Source organism: Streptomyces omiyaensis, from assembly GCF_014650895.1.
GTDB classification, from domain to species: domain Bacteria; phylum Actinomycetota; class Actinomycetes; order Streptomycetales; family Streptomycetaceae; genus Streptomyces; species Streptomyces omiyaensis.
On record NZ_BMVV01000027.1, the window covers coordinates 74434 to 91382 of the forward strand.

The 16949-nt window shown below is 67.9% G+C and carries 13 protein-coding genes; 6 read left to right on the forward strand and 7 right to left on the reverse strand.

The window, feature by feature from the left end; all coding sequences use genetic code 11:
- Position 1 precedes the first annotated feature (1 nt).
- Complete coding sequence (locus IE287_RS31560) at positions 2-1048, reverse strand: CBS domain-containing protein (RefSeq protein WP_189852662.1); 1047 nt, start codon at positions 1046-1048, stop codon at positions 2-4.
- Complete coding sequence (locus tag IE287_RS31565; protein ID WP_189852663.1) at positions 1045-2868, reverse strand: GmrSD restriction endonuclease domain-containing protein; 1824 nt, start codon at positions 2866-2868, stop codon at positions 1045-1047. The genes IE287_RS31560 and IE287_RS31565 overlap by 4 nt, the downstream gene beginning before the upstream one ends.
- Before the next feature lie 150 nt (positions 2869-3018).
- On the opposite strand from IE287_RS31565, the gene brxD reads away from it, so the two are divergent.
- The 4 genes from brxD (at position 3019) to IE287_RS38865 (ending at position 8977) form a co-directional block, all read left to right on the forward strand.
- On the forward strand, positions 3019-4353 hold the full coding sequence (gene brxD / locus IE287_RS31570; RefSeq protein ID WP_189852664.1) for a BREX system ATP-binding protein BrxD: 1335 nt from the start codon (positions 3019-3021) through the stop codon (positions 4351-4353).
- Positions 4353-6563 carry a DEAD/DEAH box helicase gene (locus IE287_RS31575; protein WP_189852665.1) on the forward strand — a complete coding sequence of 737 codons (2211 nt, stop codon included), beginning with the start codon at positions 4353-4355 and terminating at the stop codon, positions 6561-6563. Before brxD ends, IE287_RS31575 begins: the two co-directional genes overlap by 1 nt.
- Positions 6564-6709: 146 nt before the next feature.
- On the forward strand, positions 6710-8581 hold the full coding sequence (locus tag IE287_RS31580) for a DUF2075 domain-containing protein (RefSeq protein WP_189852666.1): 1872 nt from the start codon (positions 6710-6712) through the stop codon (positions 8579-8581).
- Between the two features lie 267 nt (positions 8582-8848).
- Positions 8849-8977 carry a DUF6408 family protein gene (locus IE287_RS38865; protein ID WP_229883862.1) on the forward strand — a complete coding sequence of 43 codons (129 nt, stop codon included), beginning with the start codon at positions 8849-8851 and terminating at the stop codon, positions 8975-8977.
- A gap of 55 nt (positions 8978-9032) precedes the next feature.
- On the opposite strand, the gene IE287_RS39535 is transcribed toward IE287_RS38865, so the two are convergent.
- From IE287_RS39535 to IE287_RS31595, 5 genes are all read right to left on the reverse strand, one after another.
- Positions 9033-9815, reverse strand: a complete 783-nt coding sequence (locus IE287_RS39535) for a DNA/RNA helicase domain-containing protein (protein ID WP_373307933.1) — start codon at positions 9813-9815, stop codon at positions 9033-9035.
- A complete protein-coding gene (locus tag IE287_RS39540) occupies positions 9794-10486 on the reverse strand; it encodes a DNA/RNA helicase domain-containing protein (protein ID WP_373307934.1) in 693 nt (230 codons plus the stop codon). The genes IE287_RS39535 and IE287_RS39540 overlap by 22 nt, the downstream gene beginning before the upstream one ends.
- Positions 10438-11145 (reverse strand): hypothetical protein, encoded by a 708-nt coding sequence (locus IE287_RS39545; protein WP_373307935.1) that lies wholly within the window; start codon positions 11143-11145, stop codon positions 10438-10440. The genes IE287_RS39540 and IE287_RS39545 overlap by 49 nt, the downstream gene beginning before the upstream one ends.
- Positions 11146-11806: 661 nt before the next feature.
- Entirely contained in the window at positions 11807-13135 is a 1329-nt protein-coding gene (locus IE287_RS31590) for a class I SAM-dependent RNA methyltransferase (RefSeq protein WP_189852667.1), read from the reverse strand.
- Between the two features lie 61 nt (positions 13136-13196).
- Positions 13197-15248: an APC family permease gene (locus IE287_RS31595; RefSeq protein WP_189852668.1), complete on the reverse strand. Its 2052-nt coding sequence runs from the start codon at positions 15246-15248 to the stop codon at positions 13197-13199.
- A 233-nt stretch (positions 15249-15481) separates the two neighbouring features.
- On the opposite strand from IE287_RS31595, the gene IE287_RS31600 reads away from it, so the two are divergent.
- Positions 15482-16150: a potassium channel family protein gene (locus IE287_RS31600; RefSeq protein ID WP_189852669.1), complete on the forward strand. Its 669-nt coding sequence runs from the start codon at positions 15482-15484 to the stop codon at positions 16148-16150.
- Positions 16150-16824, forward strand: coding sequence for a potassium channel family protein (locus IE287_RS31605; RefSeq protein WP_030496285.1), 675 nt, complete (start codon positions 16150-16152; stop codon positions 16822-16824). Before IE287_RS31600 ends, IE287_RS31605 begins: the two co-directional genes overlap by 1 nt.
- Positions 16825-16949 lie beyond the last annotated feature (125 nt).

A 16949-nucleotide genomic window follows, 5' to 3' on the forward strand; every position in this document is an offset into this window, starting at 1 on the left:
GTCAGCCGACGTAGTCCCGCAGCAGGGTGGTGAAGGCCGTCAGCTCCCGCATCGACGCGAGAGGCAGAGGCTCCGCATCGAAATGAGCGATGCGGTTCCGAACGTCCTTCACACGCTGCAGATGACGGACGAACTGGCCGCGGTCCAGGGATTCGCACTGGAGCGCGGCCCAGTTGAGGTCCGCCTGCTGCGCCATGGTCTGCTTCTTCTGCTCCCCGTCGAGGAGATAGACGTAGTCGCCGAACGTCAGATCCTCGACCCTCCCGGAGCGGTGCTCGGCCTTCTTGTTCGTCTGAACCGCCCTGATCGCTTCTTCGTCGAGCTTGGCTCCCAGCCACCGGCGCAGGAGCGATTCGATCTCGCCGAGCAGGAAGAAGGGGCGGGCAGCGCTCTCGAAGCGGTGGACCACATGGGCCTGGGTCACGATGCCGGACAAACTTCCGTCCTCGCCTCGGACCAGAAGGTAGCCGTGCTCCGAGAGCATGGGCAGGCACGCGAAAAACTCCTGCCGCGCGTCGGCCACCGGCAGTGACTCCTGCTGCATGGCGTTCTCCAGGCTGCTCTCCTTACCCACCTCGTACATGAGGGCCAGGGAACGCCAGGTAATCACTCCGTGCAGGGTCGTCATGCCCGTCGTGACGGGTATCTGGGCGTACCCGCGTTGGCGCATCAGGTACGTCGCTTGAGAGAGCTCCGAAGTGATGGACACGCATCGCACCCCGCCGCGTGCGGAGGGCAGATCGCCGATCCGGAGCCGCTGCGGCAGCGCGGCCGACGGAAGCGGATCCCTCTCTGCATCGTCCGCGTCGTCGGGCTCGGGCGTGACCTGCGCGGCCGTGGCGAAGGCGACGATCTGAACCCGCTCGCCCGGAGCGCAGTTGGCGAAGTCCGGCAGAGTGGCGAGCCCTGCGTCGGTCAGTGCTTGCGCGATGTCGTGCACGTTCCACGGCCGGCGCACCCGCACATCGAACAGGTCCAGCAGTTCCCGGAGGGGGATCTCTGTGCCCTTGAGCGCGAGAAGGTCTTCGGTACTCGGCTTCTGGCTCACTTGACCGCCTTGCCGTCGGTCATGTCGCGCAGGATCGTCCGCTTGCCCATGGCTGCGTACACCATGTCCTCGAGCTGCTTGGCCCGTGCCGTGTAGAACGCCTCGTAATCGTTCGTCCTCAGGAAGTACGGATCGATCAGATGCGTCGCGATGACGTCGTCGAACCACTCACGGCGCATGTCGGAGGCAGCGGCGAGTGAGTCGAGATAGGTACCGGGTGCGCCGGTGAGGGCCTGGGCCGCGCGCAGAGACAACGGTGTCTTGTTGACGATGGAGTTGGCTGGGAAGGTCTTGGCCCCGCCGTACTGTCGGCGCACCCAGGCTCGGGGGAAAACGTGCCGGACGTCTACGCCGTACTCGTCCATCAGGCCGGGCTTCAGCGGCGTCTCCGTGTAGTGCCAGTCCACAGCGCCCTGTTTGATGAGCAGGGCATAGATTCCCTTATAGGCAGCACTGTTCCGGGTGGTGAGCGTGTCCAGCCGCTCCGGGAAGAAGTAGGCGTCGGTGACGGTCTCCGGGGCGGGCCCCTCACGCCGGACCCATGCCACCAGCTGTTCGACGTCCCGCGTGAAGCGGGTCTCGGTGGAGCCGCCGTACATCTCACCGAGCACGCCGCACCAGTACCACTGCGTGATCATGTCTTCCGCACCGAGCGTGTCGGTCGCCTCCTCGAGGATCGCCCTGACCGCGGCGAGCGGTACCAACTGGGTGCGGTAGGGCAGCTCGGCAGCGCGCACGATGCACTGCCTCTCAAGGAAGGCGCCCGCCCAGGCGAACGCCTTGGCAAGCCGCGGCGCGAGCGACTCGAAGTCAGCCAGGGGAAGCTCAAGGAGGTCACGGCGTTTGCAGGAGACGCCGGTGCCCTGCCCATCCTGTTTCCGGGACCACGTGCGCACCAGCGCCACGGCCTGCAGGAAATCGCTGCTGCTCAGTCCGTCGTCGATGCCCGCCTCAAGCCGTCCGAACACGGGATGACGGCCGGCCAGGTCTTCCTTGATCGCCCGCCAGACTTGCGGCAGCTGGTAGTAGTCGCCGGTCCGCTCGCGGTAGGCCCGGTCACCGGCGTAGGTCGCCGTCAGGAGCTCGAAGACGTTGAGGGGCACACCCCCTGTGTTCACTCGCTCGAAGACGGCACACACGGCGTCCATGGAAGTCGAGGCGGCCAGTTTGATCATGGGCACCTGGAAGGAGCGCACGGGCTCCAGGACCTGCTCCTCGAAGCGGCTCCACCGGTCGAAATGGCCGTCGTCCACCTTCTCGTACGCGCGCCGCCAGGCATTCACCTTCGCGGTGTCGAAGACGATGCTGAGGGGGAAGAGTCCTGCAGCGCACTCGCCTTCGGCGGTCGTCAGGTCATGAACGATGTTCCGGGCGAAATTGGACCGCTGGACCTTGTCCTCCGGCACGGACACGATGGCCTCGTCGCGGTCCGCGGGCGAGCCGATGGCGTTCTCGATGTCCACGTAGTACCAGCGCCTGACAGAGTTGCCACGCGCATCTGTGGTCTCGACGGGGCTGTCCTGGAAGAGGGCTTGGAAGAGCGACGTGAGACGCTGCTGCCCGTCGAGGAGCAGAAGGCTGGGCGCCACGTCCTCCGCAACCTGCGCACCGGTGAGCGACCGGGCACGGAAGGGTGAGTCGCCCCCTGTCTCCAGCGTCATCACCACGCCCAGGGGGTAGTCGAGCGTCACCGTCGCGACAATGGCGCGAATTCGATCGTCGTCCCACTTCCAGTCACGCTGGAAGTCGGGCAGCTGAAGAGAGCCCGACGCCACATCTGCCAGGAGCGCCTTGAGCTTCACATTGTCGAGTCCGGCCACGTGCTTGTTCCCCACCCTCGCAGTGCTGCGCGTTCTTCACGCGAGCGGCGATTAGACCAATCACGCGACACGGAGGTCAACGAGGTTGGCTGCACCAACAGTCGACTTCGGCCAACCGCCCGGCACCACTGGAATGGGACACTGGCTGACGTGAGTACCGCTGCTTCCTCCCGCCCCTCCCCTGCCAGTGCGGCGCGTCGCCGTGCGGTGATCGACGCCCTGCGTCGCGGCGCCGTCCCCGAAAGCGGGCTCGACCTCCTGGCCACCGGCCTGGACCGGTTCGAGGCAGCACTCGATGCCGAGCTCGACACGGTCGCCTCCGGTTCGTCGGTGTTCAAGGCCGTCCGCGGGGAGTACGGGTCGGGCAAGACCTTCTTCACCCGGTGGCTGGGCGAACGGGCCAAGCGGAGGGGCTTCGCGTTGGCGGAGATTCAGATCTCCGAGACGGAGACCCCCCTCCACAAGCTGGAGACCGTTTACCGGCGCCTCACCGAGCGGCTGGCTACCGCAAGCTTCCCCCCGAGCGCGCTCCGGCCGGTCGTGGACGCATGGTTCTACACCCTGGAAGAGGACGCCCTCGCGGACGGCGCGGAGGAGGAAGCTCTCTCGCAGGCGGTGGAGAAGCTACTGACGGCACGATTGACCGAGGTGTCCCGGCACGCACCCTCGTTCGCCACGGCACTGCGCGGCTACAAGTCAGCCCTCTCCGGGGGCGACGAGGCGACGGCAGCGGCAGTCCTGGCATGGCTGGGCGGCCAGCCGCACGTGGCAGCGGCAGCCCGGCGCTCCGCCGGAGTCCGCGGGGACCTCGATCACTTCGGGGCCTTCGGCTTCCTGCAAGGGCTCCTGACCGTACTGCGCGACTCCGGACACAACGGCCTGTTCGTCGTCCTGGACGAGGTCGAGACGCTGCAGCGCGTCCGTTCGGATGCGCGGGACAAGGCGTTGAACGCCCTTCGACAGCTCATCGACGAGGTGCACTCCGGCCGGTTCCCCGGCCTCTATCTCCTGATCACCGGAACTCCGGCGTTCTACGACGGCCAGCAGGGGGTTCAGCGGCTCGCTCCTCTCGCCCAGCGCCTCGCCACCGATTTCACCACCGACCCGCGCTTCGACAACCCACGTGCGGTGCAAGTGCGACTGCCGGGCTTCACACAGGAGTCGCTGGTCGGCCTCGGAGTGACCATTCGAGACCTCTACGCGGAAGGTGCCGCTTCGCCGGAACGCGTGAAGTCACTCGTCGACGACACGTACGTTGCCGACCTCGCCCGCGCGGTGGGCGGAGCCCTGGGGGGGAAGGCAGGTGTGGCGCCGCGGCTGTTCCTCAAGAAGCTGGTCGGTGACGTCCTGGACCGTGTCGACCAGTTCGAGGACTTCGACCCTCGTCAGCACTACCGACTGACCGTGACGAGCAACGAGCTCACGGACGTGGAGCGCAATCACGCGGCATCCGGCTCGGCCGACGACATCGACCTGGACGTGTGATGAGTGGAGACGAAGCGGGTGGAGGGTCCGCCCATGCCGGCGCCCACCGAGAAGGCACAGACCCCGTCGACCGACTCGATCCCATCATCCTCCACCATGTCGTGAACACGCTCGGCTGGCCCGACCTCCGGCCTCTGCAACGGGCCTCGATCGACCCGCTCATGGACGGCGAGGACGCCGTACTGCTCGCGCCCACCGCGGGCGGAAAGACCGAGGCAGCATGCCTGCCGATCCTGTCGGCCATGTCCCACGAGGGCTGGTCCGGAACGTCCGTTCTCTACCTGTGCCCGCTCAAAGCACTCCTCAACAACCTGGTTGTCCGCGTCGACTCCTACGCTCAGTGGCTCGGCCGCCGAGCCGAGCTGTGGCACGGAGACACGAAGGAGTCTCAGCGCAGGCGCATCCGTACGGACACACCCGACATCCTCCTCACCACTCCTGAGTCCCTTGAGGCCATGCTCATCGGAGTCAAGACCGACCACGCGCGCCTCCTGGGCGGGGTCCGGGCAGTCGTGGTGGACGAGGTGCACGCGTTCGCGGGCGACGACCGGGGCTGGCATCTGCTCGCGGTTCTGGAACGTCTGGAGCAGGTCACGGGACGCCCCATCCAGCGGGTAGGTCTCTCTGCAACCGTCGGTAACCCTCAACAGCTCCTCACCTGGCTCCAAGGTTCCGGTGCAGGCAAACGCCCGGGGCAAGTCGTAGCCCCCGACCTCACCCTCACCCCGGATGCCGCCCCGACCGCCGCCCCCACGATCGGGAACCTCCGGCCTCCAGGCGAGGTGGAGCTGGACTACGTAGGGTCGCTCGACAACGCGTCCAAGCTGATCGCCGCCTTGCACCGCGGAGAGAAGCGGCTGGTGTTCTGCGAGTCCCGACGACAGGTGGAGGAGCTGGGAGCCGCCCTGCGGGCGCGCGAAGTGACAGTATTCCTCTCCCATGCCTCGCTCTCGGCCGAAGAAAGAGCCCGGTCGGAACAGGCCTTCGCGGAGGCACGCGACTGCGTCATCGTCTCCACCTCCACACTGGAACTGGGCATCGACGTGGGCGACCTGGACCGCGTCATCCAGATCGACTCGCCCCGCACCGTGGCTTCCTTCCTCCAACGCATCGGCCGTACCGGCAGGCGCTCGGGAACCACTCGCAACTGTCTCTTCCTCGCTACCGGCAAGGACACCCTGCTGCAAGCCGCCGCCCTCCTGCTGCTCTGGGGCCGCGGCTGGGTCGAACCGGTCACACCGCCTCCAGAACCTCGCCACCTCGTGGCGCAGCAGCTCCTCGCTGCCACGCTCCAGCAGCACCGCATCGGTGACCGGACGTGGCAAGGAATGTGGAACGGACTGGCCCCGTTCGACCGGTCAGCGGCTCCCATCCTGCGACACCTGGTGGAGGAAGGGTTCCTCGACGAGGACGGCAGCATGCTCTTCATCGGTCCCGAGGCAGAGCGACGCTTCGGGCGGCGTCACTTCATCGAATTGACCGCTTCCTTCACCGCTCCCCCGCAATTCACGGTTCTGTCCGGTCGCACCGAGATCGGGCAGACGGATCCTTCCGTGCTGACGGAAGAGCGGCCGGGCCCGCGCCGGTTGCTGCTCGGCGGACGCAGCTGGCAAGTGACGTTCATCGACTGGGGGCGCAAGCGGGCCTTCGTCGAGCCGGCCGACGGTGGTGGCGTCGCCAAATGGACGGGCGGTTCCCTCGCCGGTCTCTCGTACGCCTTGACTCGCTCGATGCGCGACGTACTTCTCGGAGCAGACCCCCTGGTTTCTCTGACCCGTCGGGCCGAGGCGTGCCTGACCGAGTGGCGTGGGGAAGATGCTCCGCAGATCACGGATGCTGACGGCTCCCTGATCACCCGCCTGGGAACGGATGTGCGTTGGTGGACGTGGGCCGGCTACCGAGCGAACGCGACACTGGCCGCCACCCTTCCGTCGATCAGTGACCCCGTTCAACGACCGACGGACTGCTACGTGCGGCTGAGGGAAGACCTGACACCCGACATGTGGCGAGTGGCGCGTGCGGATGCCGACGCCGGAAACGCGTTGGTGTTGCCTGATGTCGATCACCGAGCCGTACACGGCCTGAAGTTCTCAGCAGCGCTCCCCCAGCGTCTCGCGGTGGCCACCGTTGCCGCGCGACTGGCCGACTTCGACGGCGCGCGAGCGGCCTTGCACGACACCGTACGGTTCCACACCGCGTCCACCCGTTGAAACGTGAGGCCAGGCTCTTGATCCGCTGCCTGTTCTAGAATGGCCGCGACAGACTCAGCGGCCCGACAGGCTTCCGCTCCGCATTCGCGGAACCAGGACATGCCCCCACCCGCACGAGCGACTTCGTGCTGCCTGGGGGCATTCTCTTGCTGTTCCGTGAGTCTGCGGCGTCACTGGCCACCCGCACCCACGTCGAGGGCCGATTGGCGCGGCTCCTGACGGAGAACTTCCTGCACCAGCACCGTCACCGGCCCCAGCCGGCGGAGGTCCGGGCTTGGGAGCGCAGCATCCCGGCACTCACCAACGTGCTCGTGGAAGCCGGGCTCGGCGAAGTGGAGATGCTGCTGGAGTACGGGCTGCCGCTGACCAGCAAGCGCGCTGACGTGATACTGGCCGGCGTGCATCCGGGCACCGGTGAGGCGTCGTACGTGGTGGTCGAACTGAAGCAGTGGAGCGAAGCCCACCCCGAGCCGGAGGATCCGCTGCTCTGCCATATCGACGCCTACGACCATCCGATCCTCAACCCGATCGAGCAGGTGCGCGGCTACTGCGACTACCTGGCCTCGTTCAACGGGGCTCTGGAGAACAATCCGAAGTCGGTCGTCGGCGTGGCATACCTGCACAACGCCACGGAGGCCAAAGTGGCGGGCCTGCGCCATGTCGCAGAAGACGATCGCGGCCGGATGTTCACCGGTGATCAGCGCGGCGCCTTCCTGAACTACCTGCGTTCGCGCCTGGCCGCGAAACCCGGTGCGGATGCGGCCGATGCCTTGCTGCAGGCCAAGGTCAGGCCGTCGAGGCAGCTGATGGCCGTTGCTGCCGCAGAGGTGCGCGACCGGGAACAGTTCGTCCTGCTCGATGAACAGCGGCTCGCCTACGAGACGGTCATGGCCGCGGTGCGGCGGGCGCGACAAGCGGATCACAAGCAGGTCGTCGTGGTGACCGGGGGGCCGGGCTCCGGCAAGAGTGTGATCGCCTTGTCTCTCCTCGGAGACCTCTACCGGCGCGGGGTGCCCGCCCTGCATGCCACCGGCTCGCAGTCGTTCACCAAGACGATGCGCAAGATCGCCGGCACCCGCAAGCCCGAAGTGCAGCGGCTCTTCCGCTATTTCAACAGCTTCATGGAGGCTGAGCCCAACGATCTCGACGTCCTTGTCTGCGACGAGGCGCACCGCTTGCGCAAGACCTCCGCCAACCGCTACACGAAGGCGACGCTCCGCACGGGCCGACCGCAGGTGGCGGAGCTGATGGCAGCGGCTCGGGTTCCGGTCTTCCTGCTGGACCAGCACCAAGTGGTCCGACCGGGCGAGATGGGGACGGAGGAGCAGATTCGGGAAGCAGCCGCCGCATTGGGGCTCGCATGCACCGTGGTGGAACTGGACAGTCAGTTCCGATGCGGTGGCAGCGACGCATACCTGCGGTGGGTCGTTGACCTTCTGGGGCTCGAAGGTCGAGCTCCCACCGTGTGGGAGCCCGACGACAAAGTCCGTTTGATGACCGTCGACACCCCGCAGGAGCTCGAAGACTTCCTGGCCGCTCAACGGGCGCAAGGCTACGGCGCCCGCATGTCCGCGGGCTACTGCTGGAAGTGGACGACGAAGATCACTTCCAGTATGAACGCGCTGCCCACCGACGTGGTCATCGGTGACTGGGCGAGGCCATGGAACCTCTACGGTGACCGAGCCCTGCTCGGCGCACCGCCGGCGCCACTGTGGGCCACCGCCCCCGAGGGGTTCGGGCAGGTCGGATGTGTGTACACCGCGCAGGGCTTCGAGTACGACTGGTCGGGTGTCATCATGGGCCCGGACCTCGTCTGGCGGATCGACCGCTGGGTGGTGGACCGCACAGCGTCGAAGGATCCCTCGTTCACGAAGGCGACATCGGACGACGACGTGGATCGCCTCGTGCGCAATACGTACAAGGTGCTTCTCACCCGGGGCATGATCGGGACGGTCGTCTATTCGACGGATCCCGAGACTCGCGAGAAGCTCCGCACGCTGATCCCTCCGACGTCTTGAGCACCAACCGCATTCGAGGCGCCGCGGAAATCAGGGCGCTCTCGGCCACTGGAGCACTGCGAAAACCACGACGCGCGGGCCGGGCCACGAGATAGCATGATCGCGCTGCGCACCTTCCCGGAGGGTACGAGGCAAGGGTCGGTACGCCTGCCCCAATGACCCCTGAGCGACGAACGGTTGTGCCCGTCGTGTGGCGACACACGACGCGAGCGTGGATGCCCGCAGGGCGTCCCCCTGCCATTCCGATCTCACTGCATTGGAGCGGCCATGACCTCGGTCGAGTACAAGCCTGCGCGTCGTGAACGGATCCGCGAGATCCTGATCGAAATCGTCGTCGGAGTCGTCACCAGTCTTGTGGTGACGGCCTTGCTGTCGATTGCGGGTCTGCTCTTCTAGAGCGGGGGGTGGCGGGCCCGGTGAGCCGGCCACTCACACCGAACGCGAAAGCGTGTCAGAACAGCGTCAGATCGGGCCCCTGCGACTTGCGCGCCTTCCGATTCCTCTTGCCGCGTCTTCCCCCGCTGGGTCGGGGCAGGTGCGGCTTGCGCGCCTCCGCTGGCAGATTCTCCCACGTAGGACGCAATGCGTGGAGCTCGACCGGTCCGACGAGTTCCTTGAGGTAGGTCCGGGTCTCCTCGTCTGTGGAGTAGAGCACTGTTGCCCGGCTGGCCCGGGTCATCAGCACGTGATAGGCGTGGCGGACGAGTCGGGCGAATTCCTCGTCGTCGACACTGCCCGCCTTCACCTTCGGGTCGAACGAGCCGGGGCGAGCCACTCGCTTGGCGTCGGACTCCTCGTCCTTGCGCTCCTTGCCCCGGCGGAACACCCATTGGCCGTCTCGGCGCACCATGTCCTCGCCCATGATGACGCCGCACCAGTCCCATTCGAGGCCCTGCGCCGTATAGACACAACCGATCTGGCCGAGGCCGTTCTCGTGCACGGACCATATCTTGGACGGGGGCACGTCGTCAGCGCAGAAGGTGTCGCTGTCCGCGTTCCACGGCCGGTGCCAGTCGCCGATGCGCACATCGGCCTCCAGTCGCCTCTCCTTGCCGAGTGGCTTGGTCCAGGGCCAGCAATAGCCGGCGACCATGCGCGCAGATGCACCGGCCAGCGCTTCGGCACGGATGATCCGTTCGAGTTCCTCAGGGGTGTCCGCCACTTCGACGTGCATCAGGCCGTCCGGGCGCCAGCACTCGGTCTCCTCGTCCGTCACACCGAGCACGGCGCGCACCCAACGGGGGTAGGCGTCGCTGCCGCCACAGCGGAACTGCTCGCGAAGCCGACCTCAACGAGGCGGGCATCGTGGCGGGCAGCAGCCTCCTTGATCAGCTGTACGGTACCGACCTCGTTCGGCCTCACCGACTGCCCTTCATCCATGAAGAAGACCGTCAGTCGCGAAGCGGCGAGGAGCTCGTCCACCTGCGGGCCCGTACCCCAGTCCTCGGGCTTCCAGAATCGATTCGTCGAGCGGTCGCGAAGCCGGTGTGCCTCATCGCAGATCAACACGTCCAGGGGTGGCTCCGGTGGTTTGACGAAATTGCTGAAGTATGTGAACGACTCCCGGTCTCCGTATCGGACGTGCTCTTGGAGCGCACCGTTGAACGCCCTACTTCCGCTGGCGTAGTTGACCGTGCGGCCCTGTGCCTCCAGCTCCGCTTTGATCTGCAGTCCGATCGCGCTCTTTCCCGTTCCGGCGCCACCGGTCACCAGAAAGATCACCCGTTGTTCGTCCGGGACCAAGGTGGGACGCTCGGGATCCGGTAGAACCTTGGCGGCCGATTCCAGGACCTGGTCGGCCACTGCCTTCTGGCGCCCACGGAGGGTGAAGACGGTGTCGGCCCCGCGGGACCAGATCATCGCGTCGAGCAGCGGGGTGTTGCGCAACCCCATGTTCTGCAGCATCCTCTCGGCCTCTGAGGCCGCGCCTTCAACGGCGAAATGCCGCTGGAGGTCGGACAGCAATTGTGCGCGCCGGTCGCTCGTGTGCACGCGGGCGTAGGCACCTGTCGGCGCATCCCGTCGATCAAGGGCCGAACCGAATCATCCGCGGCGTTGTGCAGGTAGGCGAAACCTCCGCATTCGAAGTCCGAGCGCCGGAATGGGCCCCTGTCACTCGTGAACGCCTCGTAATACGAGCGCAATTGCAGTGCTGGGTGCTGCTTCACCTCGTCCATGGCTGGCACGTAGAGCAGGTCTGCCGTGGCCTGCTCCACCCTGGTCACCGTCGACCAGCGCTTCAGCTCGACCAACTGGACCGACGGCACGTTGCGTTCCGGGTGTCGGCCCACCAGAACGACGTCGATAAGGCGTGGGTTCTCGGAACGGTTCACCTCGTCGAGCGTGGCGGCACATTCGACGATCATCTCCACGTTGCCGCGCTCCGCCGCGACCAGGTCGTTCGCCAGGCTCACCAGGCTTTCCGCCCACGCGGAACGTTCCGACAATGAGGCGTCCGCGCCCCTGAAGTGTCGCCATCGGGCAGCAAGGTGCGGAACCATTCTGCGACGCGAATTCAGAGTGAGCAGGTCCTCCACCGACAGTTTCAGCAGGAGCATGGACACGAGGTGGTTCCCCCAGGGCACGAGTGACTCGTGCGGGTGGAGGCATGTCCTATTCAGGAAGCCCGTCGGGCCGCAATCGGTTGGAGTAATCCTAGTAAGGCCCGACCTGCCGAAGAACGACACCTCGGCTGTCGGCGAGAACTGCGTCGATCATGGCTGGATCACGCAGTACGGGTCATGGACCCTAGATCTCGAGATGGCAACTGTCAGCTCATTCTCGGGGCGCCGACTGCGCGGGCCGGAAACTCCCGGGCGACCGCCGCCGGCTGCCCACCGCTGTTCCCGACGGGCTCCGTCGACCCTGCCGCTGGCAGTGACGCTGAGAAACCGCTACTGGGGCGCCACAGGGCAACGAGTGAGTGTCATTGGCAAAAGTCAGGCTTGGCATTCGCGATGTCATAGGGCTAACGGCTTGCGGGTCGGCGACCAAGCCGTTGGCCCGGTCGCGTCCGTGGACGCGGCCGGGCCAACGTGATGGGGCTTCAGAACGTGCGTCAATTGAGCGTCAGCAGCCCGAGGAGAGCCCTGATGCCGCTAGCTAGGACCGCGACGTCCCGTACTGAAACTGCAGGTCAGGTTGCTTCAGCAGCACCGACGCGCCTTCACGCGTTGCTGGCCCGGAAACAGGTCGAGCAGCTCACGGAGACCAGGAAACCCCAGGTCAGTCGCCCTTCTTCACCGGCTCGAGGATCGCCACGCACTCCACGTGGTGCGTCATCGGGAACAGGTCGAAGGCGCGCAGCGTGCGGACCTTGTAGCCGCGGTCGGCGAAGTAGGAGAGGTCGCGGGCGAGGGCGGCCGGGTCGCAGGCGACGTAGGCGATGCGGCGGGCGCCGAGGCCGGCGAGGTGGTGGACGGTCTGCTTGCCGGCGCCGGCGCGGGGCGGGTCCAGGACGATGAGGTCGACGTCGGTGATGCCGGTGCGCGGGAGGACCGACTCGACCTTGCCCTGCTCGACGCGGACGCGCGGGAAGTGGGCGAGGTTGTGGCGGGCGTCCTCGACGGCGCGCTTGCCGGACTCGATGCCGAGGACGGCGCCCTGGTCGCCGACGCGGTCCGCGAGGGCGCCGGCGAAGAGGCCGACGCCGCAGTAGAGGTCGAGGGCGGTGTCGCCCTTGCGCGGCAGGAGGCCCTGCATGACGGCCTTCATGAGGGTGTCGGCGGCCTTCGGGTGGACCTGCCAGAAGCCGCCGCTGCCGACGCGGTGGGTGCGCTCGTCGGCCCGCTCGCGGACGAAGGCGCGGCCGTGGACGCGGTGCACGCCGCCGTCCTTCTCGTCGACGCGCATCACCGAGACCGGCTTGTCGAGCTCGACGAGCGGGAGGCGGGCGCCGGGGCGGGGGGTGAGGATGACCTGGCGGTCGTTCGAGCCGGAGGCGGCGATGGCCTCGACGGCGGCCATCCCCTCCCAGGTGCGCTTCTCGATGCCGAGCTCGGAGACGCCCTCGGCGGCGATCATGCAGTGGTCGATGACCTCGACCTCGTGGGAGCGGTGCCGGCGCAGGCCCGCCCGGCCCTCGGTGTCGACCGCGTACTGGACGCGGGTGCGCCACTGCGGGACCTCGCCGGCGGGCAGCTTGTCGCCCTCGGCGGGCATGACGGTGCCGTCCCAGCCGGCCTCCTCCGGGGTGAGCCCGGCCAGCCGCTGGAGCTGCTCCGCGATGACCTCGCCCTTGAGGCGGCGCTGGGCGCCGGGCTTGGCGTGCTGCCAGTCGCAGCCGCCGCACTTCCCGGGGCCGGCGAAGGGGCAGGGGGCCTCGACGCGGTCCTTGGAGGCGTCCAGGATCTCGATCGCGTCGGCGCGCAGGAAGCGGGAGGTCTCCTCGCCCTCGGTGATCCGGACGCGGACCCGCTCGCCGGGCAGCGCGTGGCGGACGAAGAGGACCCGGCCGGCGTCGGTGCGGGCGATGCAGTGGCCGCCGTGGGCGACCGGGCCGACCTCGACCTCGTACTCCTCCCCGATCAGGGACGTCACAGGGGTGTTCTGCATGATCGGGGGCTCCGTAGCGAAGAAGAGAGATGGGCTGCTGTTCGCACAGCAGCCCACCAGTCTAGTTGCTCTTCGCCGTCGGTTCCTTCCTGGCCTTCTCGACCGGGCCGCGGCGGACCGCGCCGGGCGCGTTCCAGTCCTGCCGCTTGCGGGCCCGCTTCTTCGCGGCCTCGGAGGACCGGAGCTGGTAGGGGACGGAGGTGACCATCACGCCGGGGGTGAAGAGGAGCCGGCCCTTGAGGCGGAGCGCGGACTGGTTGTGGAGCAGGTGCTCGTACCAGTGCCCGACGACGTACTCGGGGATGTAGACCGAGACGGCGTCGCGCGGGCTCTCCTTGCGGAGGTTCTTCACGTACTCGATGACCGGCCGGGTGATCTCGCGGTACGGCGAGTCGAGGATCTTCAGCGGCACGTTGATGCCGCGCCGCTCCCACTCGTCCTTGAGCGCCTTGGTCTCCGCCGGGTCGACGTTGACGGTCAGCGCCTCCAGCTCGTGGGCGTGGAGGAGCTTGGCGTAGGCGAGGGCCCGGAGGGTGGGCTTGTGGAGCTTGGAGACGAGGACGATCGAGCGGACCCGGGAGGGGCGGACGTACTCGTCGGGGCGCTCCTCGGCGGCGGCGATCTCCGCCCCGACGGAGTCGTAGTGGCGGCGGATCGCGGTCATCGTCACGTAGAAGATCACCATGCCGAGCAGGGCGACCCAGGCTCCGTGGGTGAACTTGGTGGCGAGGACGACGACGAGGACGAGGCCGGTGAAGAAGGCGCCGAAGGCGTTGATCGCCCGCGAGCGGATCATGTGCCGGCGCTTGGCCGGGTCGCGCTCGGTCCGCAGGTGCCGGTTCCAGTGCCGGACCATGCCGATCTGGCTGAGGGTGAAGGAGACGAAGACGCCGACGATGTAGAGCTGGATGAGGCGGGTGGAGTCGGCGCCGTAGAGGACGACGAGGAGCGCGGCGGCGCCGGCGAGGAGCACGATGCCGTTGGAGAAGGCGAGGCGGTCGCCGCGGGTGTGCAGCTGGCGCGGCAGGTAGCGGTCCTGGGCGAGGATCGAGCCGAGGAGCGGGAAGCCGTTGTACGCCGTGTTGGCGGCCAGGAAGAGGACGAGCGCGGTGGCGGCGGCGAGCAGGACGAAGAAGAACGTTCCGTCGCCGAAGACGGCCGCGGCGACCTGGGAGATCACCGGGTCCTGGACGTAGCCCTCGCCGACCGGGACGCCGTTCAGGAGCAGGTCCTCGGCGGGCTTCTCGGCCATCCGGACGTCGGTGGCCTGGGCGAGGAAGATGATGCCGCAGAACATGGTGACGGCGAGGCCGCCCATGAGCGCGAGGGTGCTGGCGGCGTTCTTCGACTTCGGCTTGCGGAAGGCGGGGACGCCGTTGGAGATGGCCTCGACGCCGGTGAGGGCCGCGCAGCCGGACGAGAAGGCGCGCAGCAGCAGGAAGATCAGGGCGAAGCCCGCGAGTCCCGGGTGCTCCGGCTTGATCTCGAAGTCGGCGGTGGGGGCCTTCATGGTGTCGTCGAGGACGAGCCCGCGCCAGGCGCCCCAGGCGATCATGCAGAAGACGCCGAAGACGAAGACGTACGTCGGGATGGCGAAGAGGCTGCCGGACTCCTTCACGCCGCGGAGGTTCATCACCGTGAGGAGGACGATCACGGCGACGGCGCAGGCGACCTTGTGCTCGACGACGAAGGGGATCGCGGAGCCGAGGTTCTCGATGCCGGAGGAGATCGACACGGCGACGGTGAGGACGTAGTCGACGAGCAGGGCGCTCGCGACGGTGAGTCCGGCCTTGGGCCCGAGGTTGGTGGTGGCGACCTCGTAGTCGCCGCCGCCGCTCGGGTACGCGTGCACGTTCTGGCGGTAGGAGGCGACGACCGTGAACATCAGGACGACGACGGCCAGCGCGATCCACGGGCTGAAGTGATAGGCCGACAGACCGGCGACGGAGAGGACGAGGAGGACCTCGCCCGGCGCGTACGCCACCGAGGACAGCGGGTCGGAGGCGAAGACGGGGAGGGCGACCCGCTTGGGGAGAAGGGTCTCTCCCAGCTTGTCGCTGCGCAGGGCCCGCCCGATCAGGATCCGTTTGGGCACGTCGGTCAGTTTGGACACGCAGAGGATCGTAAGCGTTCGAAAAGAGCCATCCCGACCGCGACCCCCAATCCATACGGAATCTTTCCGGCTGCCCCTCGGATGCAGTCCCGTTCGGCGTTGCGGCTTAAGCTCGGACCGGGCAACCCGACAGGGCGTTGTCCGCCACGGCCCGGGCCGATCGGGCGAGGAAAGTTGTGAGCAGCGTGTTTTCGCAGGTCAGCAAGGCGATCAGGAGTGCGGGGTAAGGGGACGTGCACATCGTCATCATGGGCTGCGGGCGAGTGGGCGCCGCTCTCGCGCAGACCCTGGAGCAGCAGGGCCACACGGTCGCCGTCGTCGACCAGGACCCGACGGCTTTCCGCCGCCTCGGCTCCGGTTTCGGCGGCCGGCGCGTCACCGGGGTCGGCTTCGACCAGGACACGCTGCGCGAGGCGGGGATCGAGGAGGCCGGTGCCTTCGCCGCGGTGAGCAGCGGCGACAACTCCAACATCATCGCGGCCCGGGTGGCCCGCGAGATGTTCGGCATCGAGAACGTGGCCGCGCGGATCTACGACCCGCGGCGTGCCGAGGTCTACCAGCGGCTGGGCATCCCGACGGTCGCGACGGTCCGCTGGACCGCCGACCAGATGCTGCGCCGGCTGCTCCCCTCCGGCGCCGAGCCGCTGTGGAGCGACCCGAGCGGCGGCGTCCAGCTCGCCGAGGTGCACACCTCCCCGGCGTGGATCGGCCACAAGATCAGCCGGCTCCAGGACGAGACCGGCGTGCGGGTCGCCTTCCTCACCCGGCTGGGCGAGGCGGTCATCCCGTCCTCGCAGACGGTGCTCCAGGAGGGCGATCTGGTGCACGTGATGATGCGGACGGACGAGATCGCGAAGGTCGAGGCGGCCTTCGCCGAGGGTCCTGAGGAGGGCGGTCACTGATGCGGGTCGCGATTGCGGGCGCGGGCGCGGTGGGCCGTTCCATCGCGGGCGAGCTCCTGGAGAACGGCCACGAGGTCCTGCTCGTCGACAAGGCGCCGACCGCCATCTCGGTGGAGCGGGTGCCGCAGGCGGAGTGGCTGCTGGCCGACGCCTGCGAGATCACCTCGCTGGACGAGGCGGCGCTCCAGCGCTGCAACGTGGTCATCGCGGCCACCGGCGACGACAAGGTGAACCTGGTCGTCTCGCTGCTCGCGAAGACCGAGTACGGGGTGCCCCGGGTGGTCGCCCGGGTGAACAACCCGAAGAACGAGTGGCTGTTCAACGAGGCGTGGGGCGTGGACGTGGCCGTCTCGACGCCGCGTCTGATGTCGGCCCTGGTCGAGGAGGCGGTGAGCGTCGGCGACCTGGTCCGGCTGCTCCGCTTCAGCCACGGCGACGCCAACCTGGTGGAGCTGACGCTGCCGCCGGAGTCGGCGGTGGCGGGGACGCAGGTCGGCGAGGTCGCCTGGCCGCAGGACACCTCGCTGGTGACGATCATCCGCGGTTCGCGGGTGCTGACGCCGAGCCCCGAGGAGACCCTGGAGGCCGGCGACGAGCTGCTGTTCGTGGCCGCGCAGGCCCGCGAGGAGCAGCTGGAGGAGCTCCTCCAGGTCCGCCGGGAGCCGGCGGAGTAGAGCAGCCGCACCGCGTGGTGGGGCGGTGCCGCACGGGGAAGGGCCCGGGACCGGTGACGGTCCCGGGCCCTTCCCCGTGCGCTCCGGTGGTTCCGGGGGGCCTGATCCGACGGGAATGGTCGGAC